Origin of the sequence: Streptomyces sp. NPDC001914 (assembly GCF_042891215.1) — a bacterium.
Lineage (GTDB): Bacteria > Actinomycetota > Actinomycetes > Streptomycetales > Streptomycetaceae > Streptomyces.
This window is the reverse complement of sequence record NZ_JBIASW010000002.1, coordinates 783,518-799,250: the sequence shown is the minus strand read 5'-3', so window position 1 is coordinate 799,250 and position 15,733 is coordinate 783,518. Positions and strand designations below refer to the sequence as shown.

Annotated in this window: 16 protein-coding genes; 5 read left to right on the top strand and 11 right to left on the bottom strand. The window is 71.9% G+C overall.

Annotated elements, in window-relative coordinates; genetic code table 11:
• Nucleotides 1–8: 8 nt before the first annotated feature.
• Both ACFYYF_RS08560 and ACFYYF_RS08555 read right to left on the bottom strand, forming a co-directional pair.
• Nucleotides 9–470, bottom strand: coding sequence for a molybdenum cofactor biosynthesis protein MoaE (locus ACFYYF_RS08560; protein ID WP_361690192.1), 462 nt, complete (start codon nt 468–470; stop codon nt 9–11).
• A gap of 467 nt (nt 471–937) precedes the next feature.
• Nucleotides 938–2,053: an SDR family oxidoreductase gene (locus ACFYYF_RS08555; protein ID WP_361690195.1), complete on the bottom strand. Its 1,116-nt coding sequence runs from the start codon at nt 2,051–2,053 to the stop codon at nt 938–940.
• Between the two features lie 190 nt (nt 2,054–2,243).
• On the opposite strand from ACFYYF_RS08555, the gene ACFYYF_RS08550 reads away from it, so the two are divergent.
• Both ACFYYF_RS08550 and ACFYYF_RS08545 read left to right on the top strand, forming a co-directional pair.
• Entirely contained in the window at nt 2,244–3,686 is a 1,443-nt protein-coding gene (locus ACFYYF_RS08550) for a zinc-dependent metalloprotease (protein ID WP_388772711.1), read from the top strand.
• Nucleotides 3,683–4,204, top strand: a complete 522-nt coding sequence (locus ACFYYF_RS08545) for an NUDIX hydrolase (RefSeq protein WP_388772708.1) — start codon at nt 3,683–3,685, stop codon at nt 4,202–4,204. The genes ACFYYF_RS08550 and ACFYYF_RS08545 overlap by 4 nt, the downstream gene beginning before the upstream one ends.
• A 192-nt stretch (nt 4,205–4,396) precedes the next feature.
• Here the strand turns inward: ACFYYF_RS08545 and ACFYYF_RS08540 are convergent, their stop codons facing one another.
• From ACFYYF_RS08540 to ACFYYF_RS08525, 4 genes are all read right to left on the bottom strand, one after another.
• Nucleotides 4,397–5,152, bottom strand: a complete 756-nt coding sequence (locus tag ACFYYF_RS08540; RefSeq protein WP_361690203.1) for an AIM24 family protein — start codon at nt 5,150–5,152, stop codon at nt 4,397–4,399.
• Between the two features lie 16 nt (nt 5,153–5,168).
• On the bottom strand, nt 5,169–5,849 hold the full coding sequence (locus ACFYYF_RS08535) for an AIM24 family protein (RefSeq protein WP_103548048.1): 681 nt from the start codon (nt 5,847–5,849) through the stop codon (nt 5,169–5,171).
• 11 nt (nt 5,850–5,860) lie between these two features.
• Nucleotides 5,861–7,567, bottom strand: coding sequence for a TerD family protein (locus ACFYYF_RS08530; RefSeq protein ID WP_388772705.1), 1,707 nt, complete (start codon nt 7,565–7,567; stop codon nt 5,861–5,863).
• 181 nt (nt 7,568–7,748) lie between these two features.
• Nucleotides 7,749–8,345 (bottom strand): M48 family metallopeptidase, encoded by a 597-nt coding sequence (locus tag ACFYYF_RS08525; RefSeq protein ID WP_361690209.1) that lies wholly within the window; start codon nt 8,343–8,345, stop codon nt 7,749–7,751.
• Between the two features lie 217 nt (nt 8,346–8,562).
• Between ACFYYF_RS08525 and ACFYYF_RS08520 the strand changes: the two genes are divergently transcribed.
• Nucleotides 8,563–9,765, top strand: a complete 1,203-nt coding sequence (locus tag ACFYYF_RS08520; RefSeq protein ID WP_388772702.1) for a TOMM precursor leader peptide-binding protein — start codon at nt 8,563–8,565, stop codon at nt 9,763–9,765.
• Nucleotides 9,758–11,134 carry an ABC1 kinase family protein gene (locus ACFYYF_RS08515; protein ID WP_388772699.1) on the top strand — a complete coding sequence of 459 codons (1,377 nt, stop codon included), beginning with the start codon at nt 9,758–9,760 and terminating at the stop codon, nt 11,132–11,134. Before ACFYYF_RS08520 ends, ACFYYF_RS08515 begins: the two co-directional genes overlap by 8 nt.
• Nucleotides 11,135–11,183: 49 nt before the next feature.
• On the opposite strand, the gene ACFYYF_RS08510 is transcribed toward ACFYYF_RS08515, so the two are convergent.
• The 5 genes from ACFYYF_RS08510 to ACFYYF_RS08490 all read right to left on the bottom strand — a co-directional run bounded on the left by ACFYYF_RS08510 (nt 11,184) and on the right by ACFYYF_RS08490 (nt 15,183).
• Nucleotides 11,184–11,408, bottom strand: coding sequence for a hypothetical protein (locus ACFYYF_RS08510; RefSeq protein ID WP_388772697.1), 225 nt, complete (start codon nt 11,406–11,408; stop codon nt 11,184–11,186).
• A gap of 136 nt (nt 11,409–11,544) precedes the next feature.
• Nucleotides 11,545–11,868, bottom strand: a complete 324-nt coding sequence (locus ACFYYF_RS08505) for a hypothetical protein (RefSeq protein ID WP_361690218.1) — start codon at nt 11,866–11,868, stop codon at nt 11,545–11,547.
• Nucleotides 11,865–12,233 (bottom strand): WhiB family transcriptional regulator, encoded by a 369-nt coding sequence (locus ACFYYF_RS08500; RefSeq protein ID WP_028802016.1) that lies wholly within the window; start codon nt 12,231–12,233, stop codon nt 11,865–11,867. The genes ACFYYF_RS08505 and ACFYYF_RS08500 overlap by 4 nt, the downstream gene beginning before the upstream one ends.
• Nucleotides 12,234–12,409: 176 nt before the next feature.
• Entirely contained in the window at nt 12,410–12,736 is a 327-nt protein-coding gene (locus ACFYYF_RS08495; protein ID WP_361690221.1) for a hypothetical protein, read from the bottom strand.
• A 164-nt stretch (nt 12,737–12,900) separates the two neighbouring features.
• The gene (locus ACFYYF_RS08490; protein ID WP_388772693.1) at nt 12,901–15,183 is read right to left on the bottom strand and encodes an ATP-dependent DNA helicase UvrD2; all 2,283 of its coding nucleotides are present in this window, start codon (nt 15,181–15,183) and stop codon (nt 12,901–12,903) included.
• A 233-nt stretch (nt 15,184–15,416) separates the two neighbouring features.
• On the opposite strand from ACFYYF_RS08490, the gene ACFYYF_RS08485 reads away from it, so the two are divergent.
• The gene (locus ACFYYF_RS08485; RefSeq protein WP_361690229.1) at nt 15,417–15,674 is read left to right on the top strand and encodes a mycoredoxin; all 258 of its coding nucleotides are present in this window, start codon (nt 15,417–15,419) and stop codon (nt 15,672–15,674) included.
• Nucleotides 15,675–15,733 lie beyond the last annotated feature (59 nt).

Sequence of the window (15,733 nt, the reverse complement as noted above, 5' to 3'; positions counted from 1 at the left end):
GGCCGGTCTCAGCAGGCTCCGACCCATTCCTGGGAGCCGTCGGAGAACCTCTGGTGCTTCCAGATCGGCACCTCGTGCTTGAGGTCGTCGATGAGCATGCGGCAGGCCTCGAAGGCCTCGCCCCGGTGCGGGCACGACACGGCGACGATCACGGCCGGCTCCCCGACCCGCAGGTCGCCCACCCGGTGAACGGCGGCCAGCGCCCGCACCGGATAGGTGGCGGCCACCTTCTCCGCCACGCGGCGCATCTCCGCCTCGGCGGTGGGGTGGGACGAGTAGCCGAGCTCGTCGACGTCGGCGCCCCCGTCGTGATTGCGTACGGTTCCCACGAACAACGCGGTACCCCCGGCGGCGTCGTCCCCGACCGCCTTGAAGACCTCGTCCAGGGAGAGCGGTTCGTCGCGGATCGCGAGCAGCCGGATCGGGTCCTGCGCGGCCCGCTCACCGGGGTGGTCATAGGTAGGTGCCATGCCCCCATCGTGCCGCACCCCGCCGACCCCGCGGAATACGGCTTTCACCCGGCACGCACGCGTACCGCTTGGAGCCTCCTCCAGTACGCCTTCGACCGTCCGGGCCCGTACGGCAGATGCGCCTCATCTCGGGTGCGGTCCGGCGCCGCCCGGCGCGAAGCGTGATACGCCCAGGTCAGCCCTGGAGCGGGTGCGGTCCGGCGTCGCCCGGCGCGGAGCGCGATGTGCCCGGTGCGGCCCCGGTGCGGCCCCGGTGCGGCCCCGGTGCGCGGAACGGATCGGCTCGGGTCCGCGCGCAGCCCGGCCCAAGATCGCTGCCCCGCCGGGTACCGCTGCCCTGCCGGGGATCACCGCCCCGCCGAGAATCGCCGCGCCCACCGGAGACGGTCGCCCCGGATCGCCGCGCCCGCCGGAGACGGCCGCCCCGTCGCCGTTCACCCGGTTGCCGCAGTGGCGCGGCGCCGGTTTCAGAACCTGCGGCGGGCCTTCCGCGCCCGGCGGACCACCGCCGCCGCACCCAGGAGGGCCACCGTGGCACCCGCAGCGCCCGCGGCGGTCGCGTCCTTGCGTCCCAGCCGCCGGCCGGCCACCGTGTGCCGCCCCGAGACCTCCTCCAGCAGCTCCGCCAGGACCTCCTCGTTGGTCCAGCGCGGCCGCCACCCGGCGTCGTGCAGGCGGCTCCCGCTCACCACCCAGGGGTACATCGTGTAGGCCAGGTCACCGGCGGGCGAAGGCGTCAGCCCGATGCGGTGGAGCCGGGCGGCGGCGCCCAGCGCGACCGCGGACGGCAGCTCCATCCGCCGGATCCCGCTCAGCTCCTCCACCTCCTCCTGCTCCAGCCACCCGTCGCACCCGACGGCCAGCTCGCCCTCGACCTTCTCGACGACCGCGTACTCCAGCGCGGCACACAGGTCCTCGACGTGGCAGAACTGCCAGGCGGGCCTCGACCCCGCCACCACTAGCAGCCGGGGAGACTCGAAATACCTGGTCAGGGCGGTGTCCGTGCCGCCGCCGACGAGGACCGCGGGCCGCACGACGGTGACGTTCAGGCCGGGGTGCGCGCGCGGCGCGCGGCGCGCGAGCCGTTCGATCTCCAGCAGGTCGCCGACGCCCGTCGCCTCGGCCGTGGCCCGCAGCTCGGCGTCCTCGGACAGCGGCAGCTCGTTGTCGGGCAGCGCCCCGTAGACCATCGCCGAGGTGCACAGCACGACCCGGTGGACCCCGGCCGCCGCGGCGGCGGTGAGCACGGTCTGCGTACCGCGGACGTTGTACGCCGTCCGGGCCGCCGCGTCGGTCTCCAGGTCGAGGTCGAGCGCCAGATGGACGACGACGTCCGCTCCGCGCAGCTTCTCGGCGATCGCCGGGTCCCGGACGTCCAGGATGTGCCACTGGGCGTCGGCGCAGTCGCCGCGCCGCTCGTCGATGGCGACGACCCGCTTGATCTCGTCACTGGCGGCCAGCCGCTCGGTGAGCAGCGCGCCCACACCGGCCGCCGCGCCGGTGACCGCGACGACGGGGCCGCGCGAGGCTGGGCTGGTTGAGTGGTTTCGCGCTGCGCGAACCTGCGGATCTGGGGAACTCACCGGGCGTCTCCAGCGGTTGTCTTCAGTAATGGACGCGTGTGACGCGTCCCTACCAGGTGGCATCCATCCTGCCGCAGGCGACGAGTCGGCGAAGCACCGAGGCCCGATCGGGTTCAGGTGTCTACGCTGGGTGGTGTTGTGGGCAGCCGCCGTCGGAACGAACCGGCGGCCTTACCAGCCGAGGAATCCCGTGAGTGACACCCCATTCGGATTCGGCCTTCCGCCGGAGGAGCCGGAGAACGGCGACGAGGGCAAGAAGAAGGACCAGCAGAGCGGTGGTGGTCAGGGACCGTTCGGTTTCGGGCTGCCCGGAGCCGGCGGCCCCGGAGCCGACAATCCGCTCGCAGCGATGTTCGGTTCGATGAACCCCAACGACCTGGGCGCCGCGTTCCAGCAACTGGGACAGATGCTCTCGTACGAGGGCGGCCCGGTGAACTGGGACATGGCCAAGCAGATCGCCCGGCAGACGGTCGCCCAGGGCACGTCGGACGGCACCAAGGACGCGAGCGTCGGACACTCCGAGCGGCTCGCGGTCGAGGAGGCCGTCCGGCTGGCCGATCTGTGGCTGGACGACGCGACGTCCCTGCCGTCCGGTGCCGCCTCCGCTCTGGCCTGGAGCCGGGCGGAGTGGGTCGAGGCCACGCTGCCGGTGTGGAAGGAGCTCGTCGACCCGGTCGCCGAGCGGGTCGGCGCGGCCATGGGCGACGTGCTGCCCGAGGAGATGCAGGCCATGGCGGGCCCGCTGATCGGCATGATGCGCTCCATGGGCGGCGCCATGTTCGGTACGCAGATCGGCCAGGCCGTCGGCGTGCTCGCGGGCGAGGTCGTCGGCTCGACCGACATCGGTCTGCCGCTCGGCCCGGTCGGCAAGGCCGCGCTGCTGCCGCTGAACATCCAGTCGTTCGGCAAGGACCTGAGCGTCCCCCAGGAAGAGGTGCGGCTGTATCTCGCGCTGCGCGAGGCCGCCCACCAGCGTCTCTTCGCCCACGTGCCGTGGCTGCGCTCGCACCTGTTCGGCGCCGTCGAGGGATACGCGCGCGGGATCAAGGTCGACACCGCGAAGCTGGAGGACGTGGTCGGCCAGTTCGACCCGCAGAACCCCGAGGAGCTGCAGCAGGCACTCCAGCAGGGCATGTTCCAGCCGGAGGACACGCCGGAGCAGAAGGCCGCGCTGGCCCGCCTGGAGACGGCGCTCGCGCTGGTCGAGGGCTGGGTGGACGCGGTCGTGCACTCGGCGGCCAAGCCGCGGCTCTCGTCGGCCGACGCGCTGCGCGAGACGCTGCGCCGCCGCCGCGCCACGGGCGGTCCCGCCGAGCAGACGTTCGCCACGCTGATCGGTCTGGAGCTGCGCCCCCGCCGGCTGCGCGACGCCTCGCGCCTGTGGGCCTCGCTCACCGACGCGCGCGGTGTGGACGGCCGTGACGGCCTGTGGGCCCACCCGGACATGCTGCCGACGGCGTCCGACCTGGACGACCCGGACGGCTTCGTGCACCGCGAGCACATGGACTTCTCGGAGCTGGACAAGATGCTCGGCGAGGCGGCGAGCGGCAAGGCCGAGAAGCCCGACCTGACGAAGCACGACGACTCCGACGACTCCGACGGCGACTCCGGCAAGGGCGACGGCACCGAGTGAGCCTGCACGACGACGCGGTCCTCGTACTGAAGAGCTACGAGGACCAGGAAGAGCTGCGCCAGATCTATCTGGACCACCTGTCCGCGCACCCGGACGGGATGTGGAAGTCCTGCCACGCCGGGCACCTCACGGCGAGCGCCCTGGTGATCGACGCGTCGCGCGGCCGTGTCCTGCTGACCCTGCACCGCAAGCTCCGGATGTGGCTGCAGATGGGCGGGCACTGCGAGCCGGGGGACGCGACCCTGGCCAGGGCGGCCCTGCGCGAGGCGCACGAGGAGTCGGGCATCACGGGTCTGACCCTGCTGCCGGGCGGCCCCGTGACCCTGGACCGGCACGCCATCCCGGCGCCGTGCCACTGGCACCTGGACGTCCAGTACGCCGCGCTCGCCCCGGCCGGCGCCGTCCCGGCGATCAGCGACGAGTCCATCGACCTGCGCTGGTTCGCCTACGACGAGGTGGCCGAGTCGGCCGACACCTCGGTCGTACGACTCCTGGAGGCGACGCTCGCCAGGCTGTGACCCCGCGACGGCCACCGGAGCGGGACTGCCACCGAAGCGGGACGGCCACCGAAGCGGGACGACCACCGTCCGAGGAGGGCCAGAGGGGCCACCCCACCGGGGAGGGCCACCGACGGGTAAGGGGCGACCGCCATGGCGATCGCCCCTTACGTACTGCTGACCGGACCGTCGTGGGCCACTGGGGCCGAACGGTCAGCTCCAGACGTTGCCCTGGTTCTGCGCGTGGACGCCCTGCTGCCCCATGCCGTACTGGGCGCGCAGGCCCTGGCCGATCACCGCGTTCTGCGGCGGCAGCAGTTCACTGGGCTGCACGAGCGCGTAACCGCTGCCCATGAAGCTGAGCTCCCAGCCCTCACCGGTGTTGCCGCGGCGCCGCCACACGCCCGAGGAGTGCGTCTGGGCCTGCATCTGCACTCGCAGACCGGTGGACCACGCGACGATCGCGTCGGCGTCGCAGTTGACGTACTTGTCCGGGGTGACCTGCATCATCAGCGGCATCCCGGAGGTCACCAGCGCGACCTTGCCGCGCCCGGTGATGTTGAGCTGGTACTTGCCGGACCCCGAGATGCCGTACTGGCTGTCCACCGCGATGACCTCGTGGTGGAGTCCGGAGTCCATCGCCAGCACATAGCTGCTGTCGACGGTCAGGCCGTCCTGGTCCACATCGATGATGTGGACGTGCTGGCCCAGGTTGGCGAGGTAGACCGTGCCCTGCCCGTGGCAGCGCATCAGGTCCAGGCCCTCGCCGGTGTGCGCGCGAGCGCGGTGCTGGCTGCTGTTCTGGTACTCGGCGTCGAACTCGACCAGACCCTGGTACGCGACCATGGTGCCCTTGCGGGCGAGGATGTCGTCGTGACCCTCCAGGACGATGCGCAGCATCTGCGAGTTCTGCAGGCTGTAGCGGTCCTGGGTCTGCTGCTCGTTGTAGCCGAAAAGCGGGCTCTGCATGATGTCCTGCTCCCCCTCAGCCCCGGACTCGGAGGCGGTCGGTGCTGTCCTCGCTGGGCTGGACGACGACGATGCCCTGCCCGGAGAACGCCATCTGGAACGCCTCGCCGCTGCCGCGTCCGATGAGCGACTGTGCCTTGAAGCTGCGCTTGCCCTTCACCTTGAGGTTCGGGGACCAGGCGACGAGCGCGTCCGGGTCGACGTACGTCTCGTCCTCACCGCCGCCGCAGTCGACGACGATCGGCTTGCCGCGGGAGGTCAGCGCCACCCAGCCCTGACCGGAGATCTTGGTGTTCCACAGACCCTGTCCGGCGAACTTGGCGAGCCCCTTGACCCGCTCGACTCCCCAGGTGAGGTGGGCGTCGAAGGCGAGCAGATTGGTCGCGTTGACGGAGATCGCGTCACCGTTGAGGTTGATGACGACGACGTTCGCCCCGTAGTCGGCGAGGTAGAGCAGGCCGTCGCCGGAGCACTTCATGAGGGGGGCGCCCTCGCCGGTCATCCAGTCGCGGGCGATCTGGCGGACGGCGGGCGGGTTGGGCTCGTACTGGACGAACCCTTCGTAGGCGACCATCGACCCCACGCGCGCGAGGAGGTCGTTCCCGGTCTGCATGGCGACCTTCAGCATGTGATTGCCGTGGTTCTCCATGCGCGCGGTGACGGGTGCAGGGGCGAAGCCCGCGAGTGGCTGGTTCATGACGGGCTCCCTCAGACCTCGTACGGCTGGACGACGACGAAATTGCCTGGCGCGGCACGGAACTGGAGGTTCACGCTCTCGCCGGTGTCGCCGGCGTAGGCGTTCCGGCGCATCCTCACCTGGCTGGAGACGATCACCTGTGCGGCGGCCGACCAGGCGACGACGGCGTTGCAGTCGGCGAACGTCGTGGGCGTCACCGGCAGGACGACGGGCGCGCCGTGCGTCTTGACGACGATGGTGCCCGTCCCCTGGAACTGCATCGTGAACAGCGCGCCCCCGGGGATGCCATGGCCCTCGATGCGGCGGACCTCGTACTGGAGGGACTCGTCGAAGGCGAGGACGTTCTCCGCGGAGACGCAGATCGCGTCCCCCTGGAGCTCGATGGGGTGCACCTGGGTGGCGTTCTCGGCGAAGAACACCTGGCCCTGGCCGGTGCAGCGCATGAGCTGCATCTCCTGGCCGGTGGCGTTGCCCGTGATCCGGCCGGCGAATCCGGCGCCCTTGTAGCTGAAGTCGACCTTGCCCTGGTACAGCACCATGCTGCCTTGGCGGGCCAGTACGGCTTGGCCGCCGATGCCAAGGTCGACACGGATGAGCTTCTTGTTCTGCGGGGTCCACCGCTGGCCGGTGGGCGTCTCCTTGAAGGCGCTCAGCGCGGCGGCCACGCCGGCCCCGCCCTGCGGAGCGCCCTGGGGTGCGCCGTAAGGGGACGGGGCGCCGGGCTGGCCCGGGTACTGCCCGGGTGCCTGGCCCGGGATCTGGCCGTAGGGCGGCTGCTGACCGTAGCCGGGCGGCGGACCGGGCGGCTGCTGACCGTATCCGGGAGGCGCGGTCGGTGCCTGCTGGCCGTAGCCGGGCGGCATGGGGGCCGTCTGGCCGGGCGGCTGCTGGCCGTAGCCGGGGGGCGGGCCGGGCGGCTGACCGTACGGCGCGGGGCCCGGCGGCGGGACGGTGCCGCCCGGCGGGGTGTGCAGGGGCGCCACGATCGTCGGCGCGCCGTGCACCGAGGGCGCGGGAGCGGGCGTGGGGGCGTGCGGCGCGGCACCGGGCGGCGGCGCGAAGCCTTGCGGGGCGGGCGCCGGAGCGGGCGCCGACGGCGCGCCGAACGCGGGCGCCGGGGTGCTCTGGGCGGGCGGGGCGAAGGACGGCGCGGCGCCGGGCTGCGGCTGCTGGGCCGCGGCCGGCTCCTCCTCGGCGACCTCGCCGCCGAAGTTCTTCAGCAGCGCGTCGAGGCCGCCGTCGAAGCCCTGTCCCACCGCGGCGAAGCGCCAGACGTCCTTGAGGTAGAAGTCGCCCAGCATCACGGCGCGTTCCGTGGAGAACTCGGCACCGCTGAACGCGTACCGGGCCACCTCCTCGCCGCCCGCGACGACGCGCAGGTATCCGGGCGCGATCTGCGACATCTGTCCGGCGCCGTCGATCGTCGCGGTGAACGACAGCTTCTGGATCTGCGCCGGGATCCGGTCGAGGGTGACCCGGAAGGACTCCGTGTCGCCCGACTGCGCGCCGAGCAGCTGGATGGACTCCTCGGGGGACTTCGGCTGATTGAAGAAGACGAAGTACCGGTCGTCCGAGAGCCGTTCGTCGGCGTCCAGGCCGAAGCAGCTGATGTCGAAGGTGAGTCCGGGGCCGGTGATCTGCACGCCTACGTACAGGTCCGTGCCCGCGGTGAGGTCACTGATCTTGGCCTTGTGGCCGCGTTGGAATTCCCTGGCCATGCGTAACGACCGTCCCCCATCCCGAATACGAGTGCGTCGCGTCAGGCTAACGGCAAAGTCCGGAAGTGGACGAAGCCGGTGCAGACCCGGTACACAATCGCACTCCGGGCGGGACGATCCGCCGCCCCGTACCACGGCACTGGTCCCCGAGTGCCGCCGCAGGTGGCTCCCGGTGCCGGCCCTAGTCCTCGCGTGTCGCCGGGAGGTGGGGCAGCCGGTCCGCGGCGACGACGCCCTCGAGATAGCCGCGGGCGCGCTCGGTGCGCGGGTACGCCTCCAGGAGCCGCCAGAAACGGGGCCCGTGGCCCGGTACGAGCAGATGGGCGAGCTCGTGGAGCAGGACGTAGTCGACGACGTACTCGGGCATGCCCTGCAGCCGGTGCGACAGACGGATGCTGCCCTCGGCGGGGGTGCAGGAGCCCCAGCGGGTGTTCTGGTTGGTGACCCAGCGCACCGACGACGGCCGGGCGCGGCCGTCGAAGTAGTGGGCCGACAGCCGCTCGGCGCGTTCGGCCAGCTCGCTGTCGCCGAGCACCCGCCGGCTCTCCTGGGCGGCCAGTTTGTCGAGCATGACGGTCACCCAGCGCTTCTCCTCCGCCTCGGACATCCGGGCGGGGATGAGGACGACGGTGCGGTCGCCCTCGCGGTACGCGGAGACCGTTCTGCGCCGTCGGGCGCTCCTGCGGACCTCGATCGCGCTCGCCCCCGAACCGCTCGGCGGCGGGCTCGTCGTGCTGCGCTGTGATGTCGCGGCGCTGTGCGGTGGGTCGGCGGGCACGCCCCGACGTTACCTGCTGCACGTGGCGGAAGTCCCGCCCCCGGGACGGTTCGATGTCGATCCGCATCCTGCCCGTCCGGTTCGTACGACGAACGGTGCCGTCTGTGGACAACTTTCGGCGGGGTCCGGCGGGCACGGGCATGCTGGCACTCGGTCCGCGCTGCGGGAGCGCACCACGGACATACGGGGACGTACTACGGGTCTACGGGGGTAGGTCATGCATCCGATCATGAAGCCCGCTCTGCGGCGCGGCTGGCGGGATCTCAACACCGTGCAGTTCGGTATGACACCGGCGCACGCGATGGTGCTGGGCCCGATGGACACGGCGACGGGCAGTTTCCTCGAACTGCTCGACGGGACACGCGGACTGCCGCTGCTGCGTGAGCAGGCGCGCGCGATGGGGCTGCCCGACGGCCACGTGGACGGACTGGTGGACCGGCTGGCCGGGTCCGGCCTCCTGGACGACACGACCGGAGGCGGTCCGGCCGCGGACGCGCTGCGCGACAAACAGGGGGTCATGGACCGGCTGCGGCCGGACCTCGCCTCCCTGTCCCTCGTCGCCCGCGAGCCGGGAGCGGCGGTCGGGCGCCTGGCCGCCCGCCGCCGGCTGCGCGTACGGGTGCTGGGCGCCGGCCGGGTGGGAGTCGTGCTGGCCGCGCTCCTCGCGGGCGCCGGCGTGGGTGAGGTCGAGGTGCGTGACCTCGGCCGGGTGGAGCCGTGGGACGTGGCACCGGGCGGCCTACCCGTCGAGTCGATCGGCGAGCGCCGGGAGGACGCGGCCCGGCGGGCGGTGCGCCGGGCCGCCCCGGACCGACCGCCCCGCACCGTCGCCGGAGGCGGGGAGGGAAGAGGAGAGGGAGAGGAGGCGCGCGGGCTGTCCCTCGTGATCCTCGCTCCCCGGGACGGTCTCGCCGTCCACGCGCCGGACCCCGCGTCGGCCGAGGGCCTGATCGTCTCGGGTACACCCCACCTCTACGCGGGAGTGGTCGAGGCGACCGGGGTCGTGGGGCCGCTGGTCCTGCCGGGTGACACCGGCTGTGCGGGCTGTCTCGACCTGCGGCGCACCGATGCGGATCCGGTCTGGCCGCGCCTGGTCGCGCAGTGGCGCTCCGGGCGGCAGCGCCGGGTGGCCGCCTGTGATCTCGCCCTGGCCGCGGCGGTCGCCGGACTCGCGGCGAGCCACGCGCTCGCCTTCCTGGACGGAGATCCGCCGTCCTGTGCGGGGACCCGCTGGGAGACTTCGCTGCCCGGCTGCGCTTGGCGGGCGAAACCGGTCGAGGCGCACCCCGCCTGCTCCTGCGGCACCGCGAAGAGAACAATTGGAGAGCGGACCCCCGAGGACGGCGAAGCGCACGAGACAATGGCAGGGCGACAACCGCACGCGGCACAGCTTGCTGGGATCTGGAGGGCGCATGTCTGATCTTCCCCGGAAGGCGGTCACCCGGACTGCCAAACTGGCCGCGCTGCCACTCGGCTTCGCCGGGCGGGCGACCTGGGGGCTCGGAAAGCGGATCGGCGGGAAGTCGGCGGAGATCGTTGGCCGCGAGCTCCAGCAGCGCACGGCCGAGCAGCTCTTCAAGGTCCTCGGGGAGCTGAAGGGCGGTGCGATGAAGTTCGGGCAGGCACTGTCCGTGTTCGAGTCGGCACTGCCGGAGGAGATCGCGGGCCCCTATCGTGCGGCGCTGACGAAACTCCAGGAAGCGGCGCCTCCCATGCCGACGCGCACGGTCCACTCCGTGCTGGAGGAGCGGCTGGGCGCGGACTGGGCCGAGCTGTTCGTGGAGTTCGAGGACAAGCCGTCGGCGGCCGCGTCGATCGGCCAGGTGCACCGGGCCGTGTGGCACGACGGCCGGGAAGTCGCCGTCAAGGTGCAGTATCCGGGGGCGGGCGAGGCCCTGCTGTCCGACCTGACCCAACTCAGCCGCTTCGCCCGGCTCCTGGGTCCCCTGATCCCGGGAATGGACATCAAGCCGCTCATCGCGGAGCTGCGCGACCGGGTCTCCGAGGAGCTCGACTACGGCCTGGAGGCGCAGGCCCAGGCGGCGCACGCCGAGGAGTTCGCGGACGACCCGGACGTGCTGGTGCCCGCGGTGGTCCACCAGTGCGAGCAGGTCCTGGTGACGGAGTGGATCGACGGGGTGCCGCTGTCGGAGGTGATCAACGACGGCACGCCCGAGCAGCGGGACCGTGCCGGCCAGCTGCTGGCCCGCTTCCTCTTCTCGGGCCCCGCCCGCACGGGTCTGCTGCACGCCGATCCGCACCCGGGCAACTTCCGTCTCCTGCCGGACGGGGACAGCGGCTGGCGGCTGGGCGTCCTGGACTTCGGCACGGTGGACCGGCTTCCCGGCGGACTGCCCCAGCCGATCGGCGATTCCCTGCGGATGACCCTGGACGGCGACGCCGAGTCGGTCTACGAACTGCTCTGCTCGGAAGGCTTCGTCAAGGAGTCGATAGACCTCGAACCCGACGCGGTCCTGGACTATCTCCTGCCGATCATCGAACCGGCCGAGGCGGACGAGTTCACCTTCACCCGGAGCTGGATGCGCAACCAGGCCGCCCGCGTCGCCGACCCGCGCTCTCCCGCCCACCAGTTGGGCAGGCAGTTGAACCTGCCGCCCGCCTATCTCCTCATACACCGGGTGACCCTCAGCACGATAGGGGTCCTGTGCCAGCTGGGCGCGACGGTCCGGCTGCGCGACGAACTGGAGGAGTGGCTGCCGGGGTTCGTGCCGGAGGAGGAGCTGGAGGACGAGGAGTTGGGCGAAGAGGTGTCGGCCGCCGAGGCGTGAGGCCGCGCCCCCGGGCCCGGCCCGAGGGGTGGGGAGTCCGTCGGGCGGGCTACCACCAGGCCGAGTCGAGACGCCCCTCGATCGCTCTGAGGTTGCTGCGGGCGCAGGTGTCGCAGAAGTAGAGGCGGGTGCCGTTCTCGACGGAACAGGTCCACGTCGGCCGGGGGCCCTGAGCCGTGGTGCCGCACTGGGCGCACACGATCTTCTCGGCCTCGTCCGCGTCGGACTCCGGTGCGGGGCCGCTGCTGTCACTGTCTTCGGGAAGACTCGTCACCGGGCGACGATATCGCCGCGGCCCGCGGTTCGCGCGGTGCAACGCACCGCGGGGGCCGGTCCCCTCGGACCGGCCCCCGCCACTTCTCACCTGCGCGTGCTGCGACTGCAACGGCTGCTACGACGTCGGGCGTCGATTACTGCATGACCGCCATGGCCAGCGCGCGCCGGGCGCGCATCGAAGCGCGCTCGGCCCGGCGCTGCATGCGGCGAGCGGTCGCCAGGCGCACGGCCTGACGTTCCCGCTCGGCCTGGTGCAGTTGCTCGTGCATATGCGCACGAGCCAGGGCTTCTGGGATGAGTTGCATCTCTCGGGTCCTGTTCTGACGCGAGTCGTTCGCGCCGGTGATGGTGAAGTCTGGAATCGCGGAGCCTGCGGGCTCGCTCGTGGACGGCTTCATCGGGGCCTGCTTCTTGGGGTCGTGCGTCAGGGGGCGGTCGATCGTTCCTCGGATGTTCATGCCGCGACCGGGTTCTTGCGCGGGCGGCCACGCGGCCGCTTGCGGGCCACGACGACACCCTGGACGAAGAGCTCGCCACCCCAGACGCCCCAGGGCTCACGCCGCTCCTTGGCGCCGGCGAGGCAGGCCTCCATCAGCGGGCAGGTGCGGCAGAGAGACTTGGCGTACTCGACGTCGGCCGGCGACTCGGCGAAGAAGACCTCCGGGTCGTAGGAACGGCAGGGGACGGGTACGCCGAGGTTCTCGATGGCGTCGTCGAGCGCGGTGAGCGCGGTGAGGGGGATCAAGGTGGAGTCCTCCGTGAGGCCGGGCGGGGGGATCGTTTCGGAAGGCGGTACTGACGGGGCGTGCGCTTCGAGTTGCACGGTTCGTCTTCCTCGTCTGGTCGTGCCGGCCTGGGTCGGCCGGTTGGCGGCTGGTACCGGGTTCTTTTCTTGTCCCGAGGCCCCTTCGCTCCGTCGTCCCCGGTCGGGGACAAACAGAAGGGCCGCGGATCCCGGGTGGGGTTCCGCGGCCCTGAAGGCGCCGGCCTGATGGTGAATCAGGCTGGATCACTCCAGGGTTCAGGCCCACGGAAGGCCCACATCGTGTGGTGCTGCTGCGTCTGCTTCAGGGATCCGGCACCGGCTGCCGCAAAGGCATAGGCATGCGCCTCTGCCACTACTGCCGCTTCCAGTGCCTGGGTCGGTCGCTCATTGCGCTCACGGATGGGAAGACCCGCGAGAGACAGGGAGGACGCCGGCCGGACGGCACTGATGCCGGACAGACCGGTGCCCAGGTTCGAGACGCCGAGCGAGCACATGGAGACGACGACCGAGGGATCGGTCATTTTCACGGTGTAGATGGAGCTGGTGTCGATGCTGATCACTGGAATCGCCTCCTCTCGGCGTCTTGGGGGACCGGCGCGAACCGGTCCGACGGTTATTAAGTACAGCACGGAACCAGGGCCTTCGAGAAGGCCGCTGCTGCCGTGGTTAAGAACCTATGGGGATTGCTGGGGCATGCGCAAACTATTTTCTCGACGAGTTTCAATCAGTTGCCCTCACCGTGCTCCCCGACCTCCCGACCTGCGCAGATGGCCAGAACATCGGCTCCGAAGCGGTTGAGTTTGCGGACACCGACCCCGGGGATCCGGGCGAGCTCGCCCTCCTCGTCCGGCGCGGTCTCCGCGATCGCCATCAGCGTCCTGTCGGTGAAGACGCAGAACGCGGGCTGCCCGCTGCGCTCCGCCTGCACCGCGCGCCACTCGCGCAGCCGCTCGTAGAGACCCTCGTCCATGTCGGAGGGGCAGTCGTCGCAGCGCATCAGCTTCATCTCACCGGCGTCGGTGAGCGTGCGACCGCAGACCCGGCAGCGCGCGGGGCTGCGGCTCGTTCGCCGCGCGGCGGTGACGCCGCCTCTCGCGGCGCCGCGCTCGATGCCGCCCTGGGCGGCGCCGGCGCGACCGCCCGAGGTGGCGACGGAACCGGGGCGCAGTCCGTCGAGGAACCGGCTGGGACGCCGGCCCGCGCGGCCTCCGGGCGAGCGGGCGAGCGCCCAGGAGACGAAGAGGTGCTCTCTGGCGCGGGTGACACCGACGTAGAGCAGGCGGCGCTCCTCCTCGATCTGCTCGTCGGTCTTTGCGTAGGTGATCGGCATCATTCCCTCGGCGACCCCCACCAGGAAGACGACGTCCCACTCCAGTCCCTTGGCGGAGTGCAGCGAGGCGAGGGTGACGCCCTGGACGGTCGGGGCGTGCTGGGCGCCGGCGCGTTCGTCGAGCTCGGCCACCAGGTCGCCGAGTGTCGCGCCGGGCTTGGCGGTCGCGAAGTCCTGCGCGAGGTTCACCAGGGCGGCCAGGGACTCCCAGCGCTCCCGGACCGCGCCGGAGCCCGCCGGCGGCGTGCCGGTCCAGCCCTCGCCCGAGAGCACCGCCCGGACCTGCGAGGGCAGGTCGACGGCATCGTCGAGGAGCGAGTCGTTTCCGCCGAAACGGGCCGCGGCGCGCAGGGCCGCGCCCGCCTTGCGCACCTCGGGGCGGTCGAAGAACCGCTCGGCGCCGCGGAGCTGGTAGGGCACGCCGGCGTCGGCGAGGGCCTGCTCGTAGGTCTCTGACTGGGAGTTCGTGCGGAACAGGATCGCGATCTCGGCCGCCGGGACGCCCGAGGCGATGAGGTCGCGGATGCGGCGGGCGGCGCCCTCGGCCTCGGCGGGCTCGTCCGTGTACTCGGCGTAGACGGGCTCGGCCCCGGGGGGCCGCTGGGAGATCAGTTCCAGACGGTGCTCGGCGGCCCGGCCACGGGCCTGCGAGAGCAGTCCGTTGGCCAGGTGGACGACCTGGGGCGAGGAGCGGTAGTCGCGGACGAGCTTGACGACGGTGGCTCCGGGATGGCGGGTGCGGAAGTCGAGAAGGTGGTCCGGGGTTGCACCCGTGAACGAGTAGATCGTCTGGCTGGCGTCGCCCACCACGCAGAGACTGTCCCGCTCGCCGAGCCACAGTTCCAGGAGGCGCTGCTGGAGCGGGCTGACGTCCTGGTACTCGTCGACCACGAAGTGCTGGTACTGCGAGCGGACCTGGTCGGCGATGTCGTGCCGGTCCTGCAGGATGGCGACCGTGAGCAGCAGGACGTCCTCGAAGTCGATGACCGCGCGGTCGCGCTTGAGGTCCTCGTACGCCGCGTAGATCTTGGCGGTCTCGGCCGGGTCCCGGGGGGCCTCGCGGCCGGCGCGGGCTGCGGCGGCGGCGTAGTCGGCGGGGATGGTCTGGGTGACCTTGCACCACTCGATCTCGCCGGTGACGTCCCGCAGCTCTCCCCGGTCGAGGCGGATGCGGCAGGCGGCCGCCGCGTCCGCGACGAGCTGGATCTTGCGGTCCACCAGCCGGGGCAGTGAGCCGCCGACGGCTTTCGGCCAGAAATACTGGAGCTGGCGCAGCGCCGCGGAGTGGAAGGTCCGGGCCTGGACGCCTCCGGCGCCGAGCTGGCGCAGCCGTCCGCGCATCTCTCCGGCGGCCCGGTTGGTGAAGGTGACCGCGAGCACGCTGGACGGCTGGAGGATCCCCGCGCGCACTCCGTAGGCGATGCGGTGGGTGATCGCCCGGGTCTTGCCCGTGCCGGCTCCCGCCAGCACGCACACCGGACCGTGCAGGGCGGTGGCGACCGCGCGCTGCTCGGGGTCGAGCCCGTCGAGCACCGCGTCGGCCGTGTCCGGAACCTGCGGGAAGAGGGGGGAGTGCGTTGCTGCTGTCACACAGCCATGCTGCCAGGTCGGTGGAGGCGGGTGAGCCGGTTGTCCACAGGGAGGCGGCCGCAGTCGTACGAATGCGGCGAGCGTCACCTCGGCCGCCTGCGCCGGGTCGTGTTTCGGCCAGGGGGCCGGTGTCCCGCCCCAGGCCCACCCCTCCCCCGCCCCGGGCGTCCCACCTGCGGTGCGACGCGGGTGCGACGGGGCTGCGGTGAGCGTCACGTCACGGTGGACGTCCCCGATACCCCCCGCGGGAATGGTGACCGGGTGGCCTGCGTTCCACTTGCAGCGACCACGCACCCGAGCCGTGAAGGAGCGCAAGAGACATGCAGGGCACTGTGACGATGTACAGCACCACGTGGTGCGGCTACTGCCGCCGCCTCAAGAGCCAGATGGACCGTGAGGGCATCGCGTACACCGAGATCAACATCGAGCAGGACCCGCAGTCCGCGGCGTTCGTCGAGAAGGCGAACGGCGGCAACCAGACGGTTCCGACCGTCCGGATCGTCTCCGGCGCCGGTGGTGCCGAGGTCGTCATGACGAACCCGAGCCTCGCCCAGGTGAAGCAGGCCCTCACGGCCTGACCTCCCGCGCGCACGGCCATGCCCCTCCGGCGAGCTCGCCGGAGGGGCACCGTCATGTC

Coding starts and splice junctions, on each gene's coding strand:
- ACFYYF_RS08560 (WP_361690192.1), bottom strand. CDS start 470: ATGGCACCTACCTATGACCACCCCGGTGAGCGGGCCGCGCAGGACCCG.
- ACFYYF_RS08540 (WP_361690203.1), bottom strand. CDS start 5,152: ATGCAGAGCCCGCTTTTCGGCTACAACGAGCAGCAGACCCAGGACCGC.
- ACFYYF_RS08535 (WP_103548048.1), bottom strand. CDS start 5,849: ATGAACCAGCCACTCGCGGGCTTCGCCCCTGCACCCGTCACCGCGCGC.
- ACFYYF_RS08530 (WP_388772705.1), bottom strand. CDS start 7,567: ATGGCCAGGGAATTCCAACGCGGCCACAAGGCCAAGATCAGTGACCTC.
- ACFYYF_RS08520 (WP_388772702.1), top strand. CDS start 8,563: ATGCATCCGATCATGAAGCCCGCTCTGCGGCGCGGCTGGCGGGATCTC.
- ACFYYF_RS08515 (WP_388772699.1), top strand. CDS start 9,758: ATGTCTGATCTTCCCCGGAAGGCGGTCACCCGGACTGCCAAACTGGCC.
- ACFYYF_RS08505 (WP_361690218.1), bottom strand. CDS start 11,868: ATGAACATCCGAGGAACGATCGACCGCCCCCTGACGCACGACCCCAAG.
- ACFYYF_RS08485 (WP_361690229.1), top strand. CDS start 15,417: ATGCAGGGCACTGTGACGATGTACAGCACCACGTGGTGCGGCTACTGC.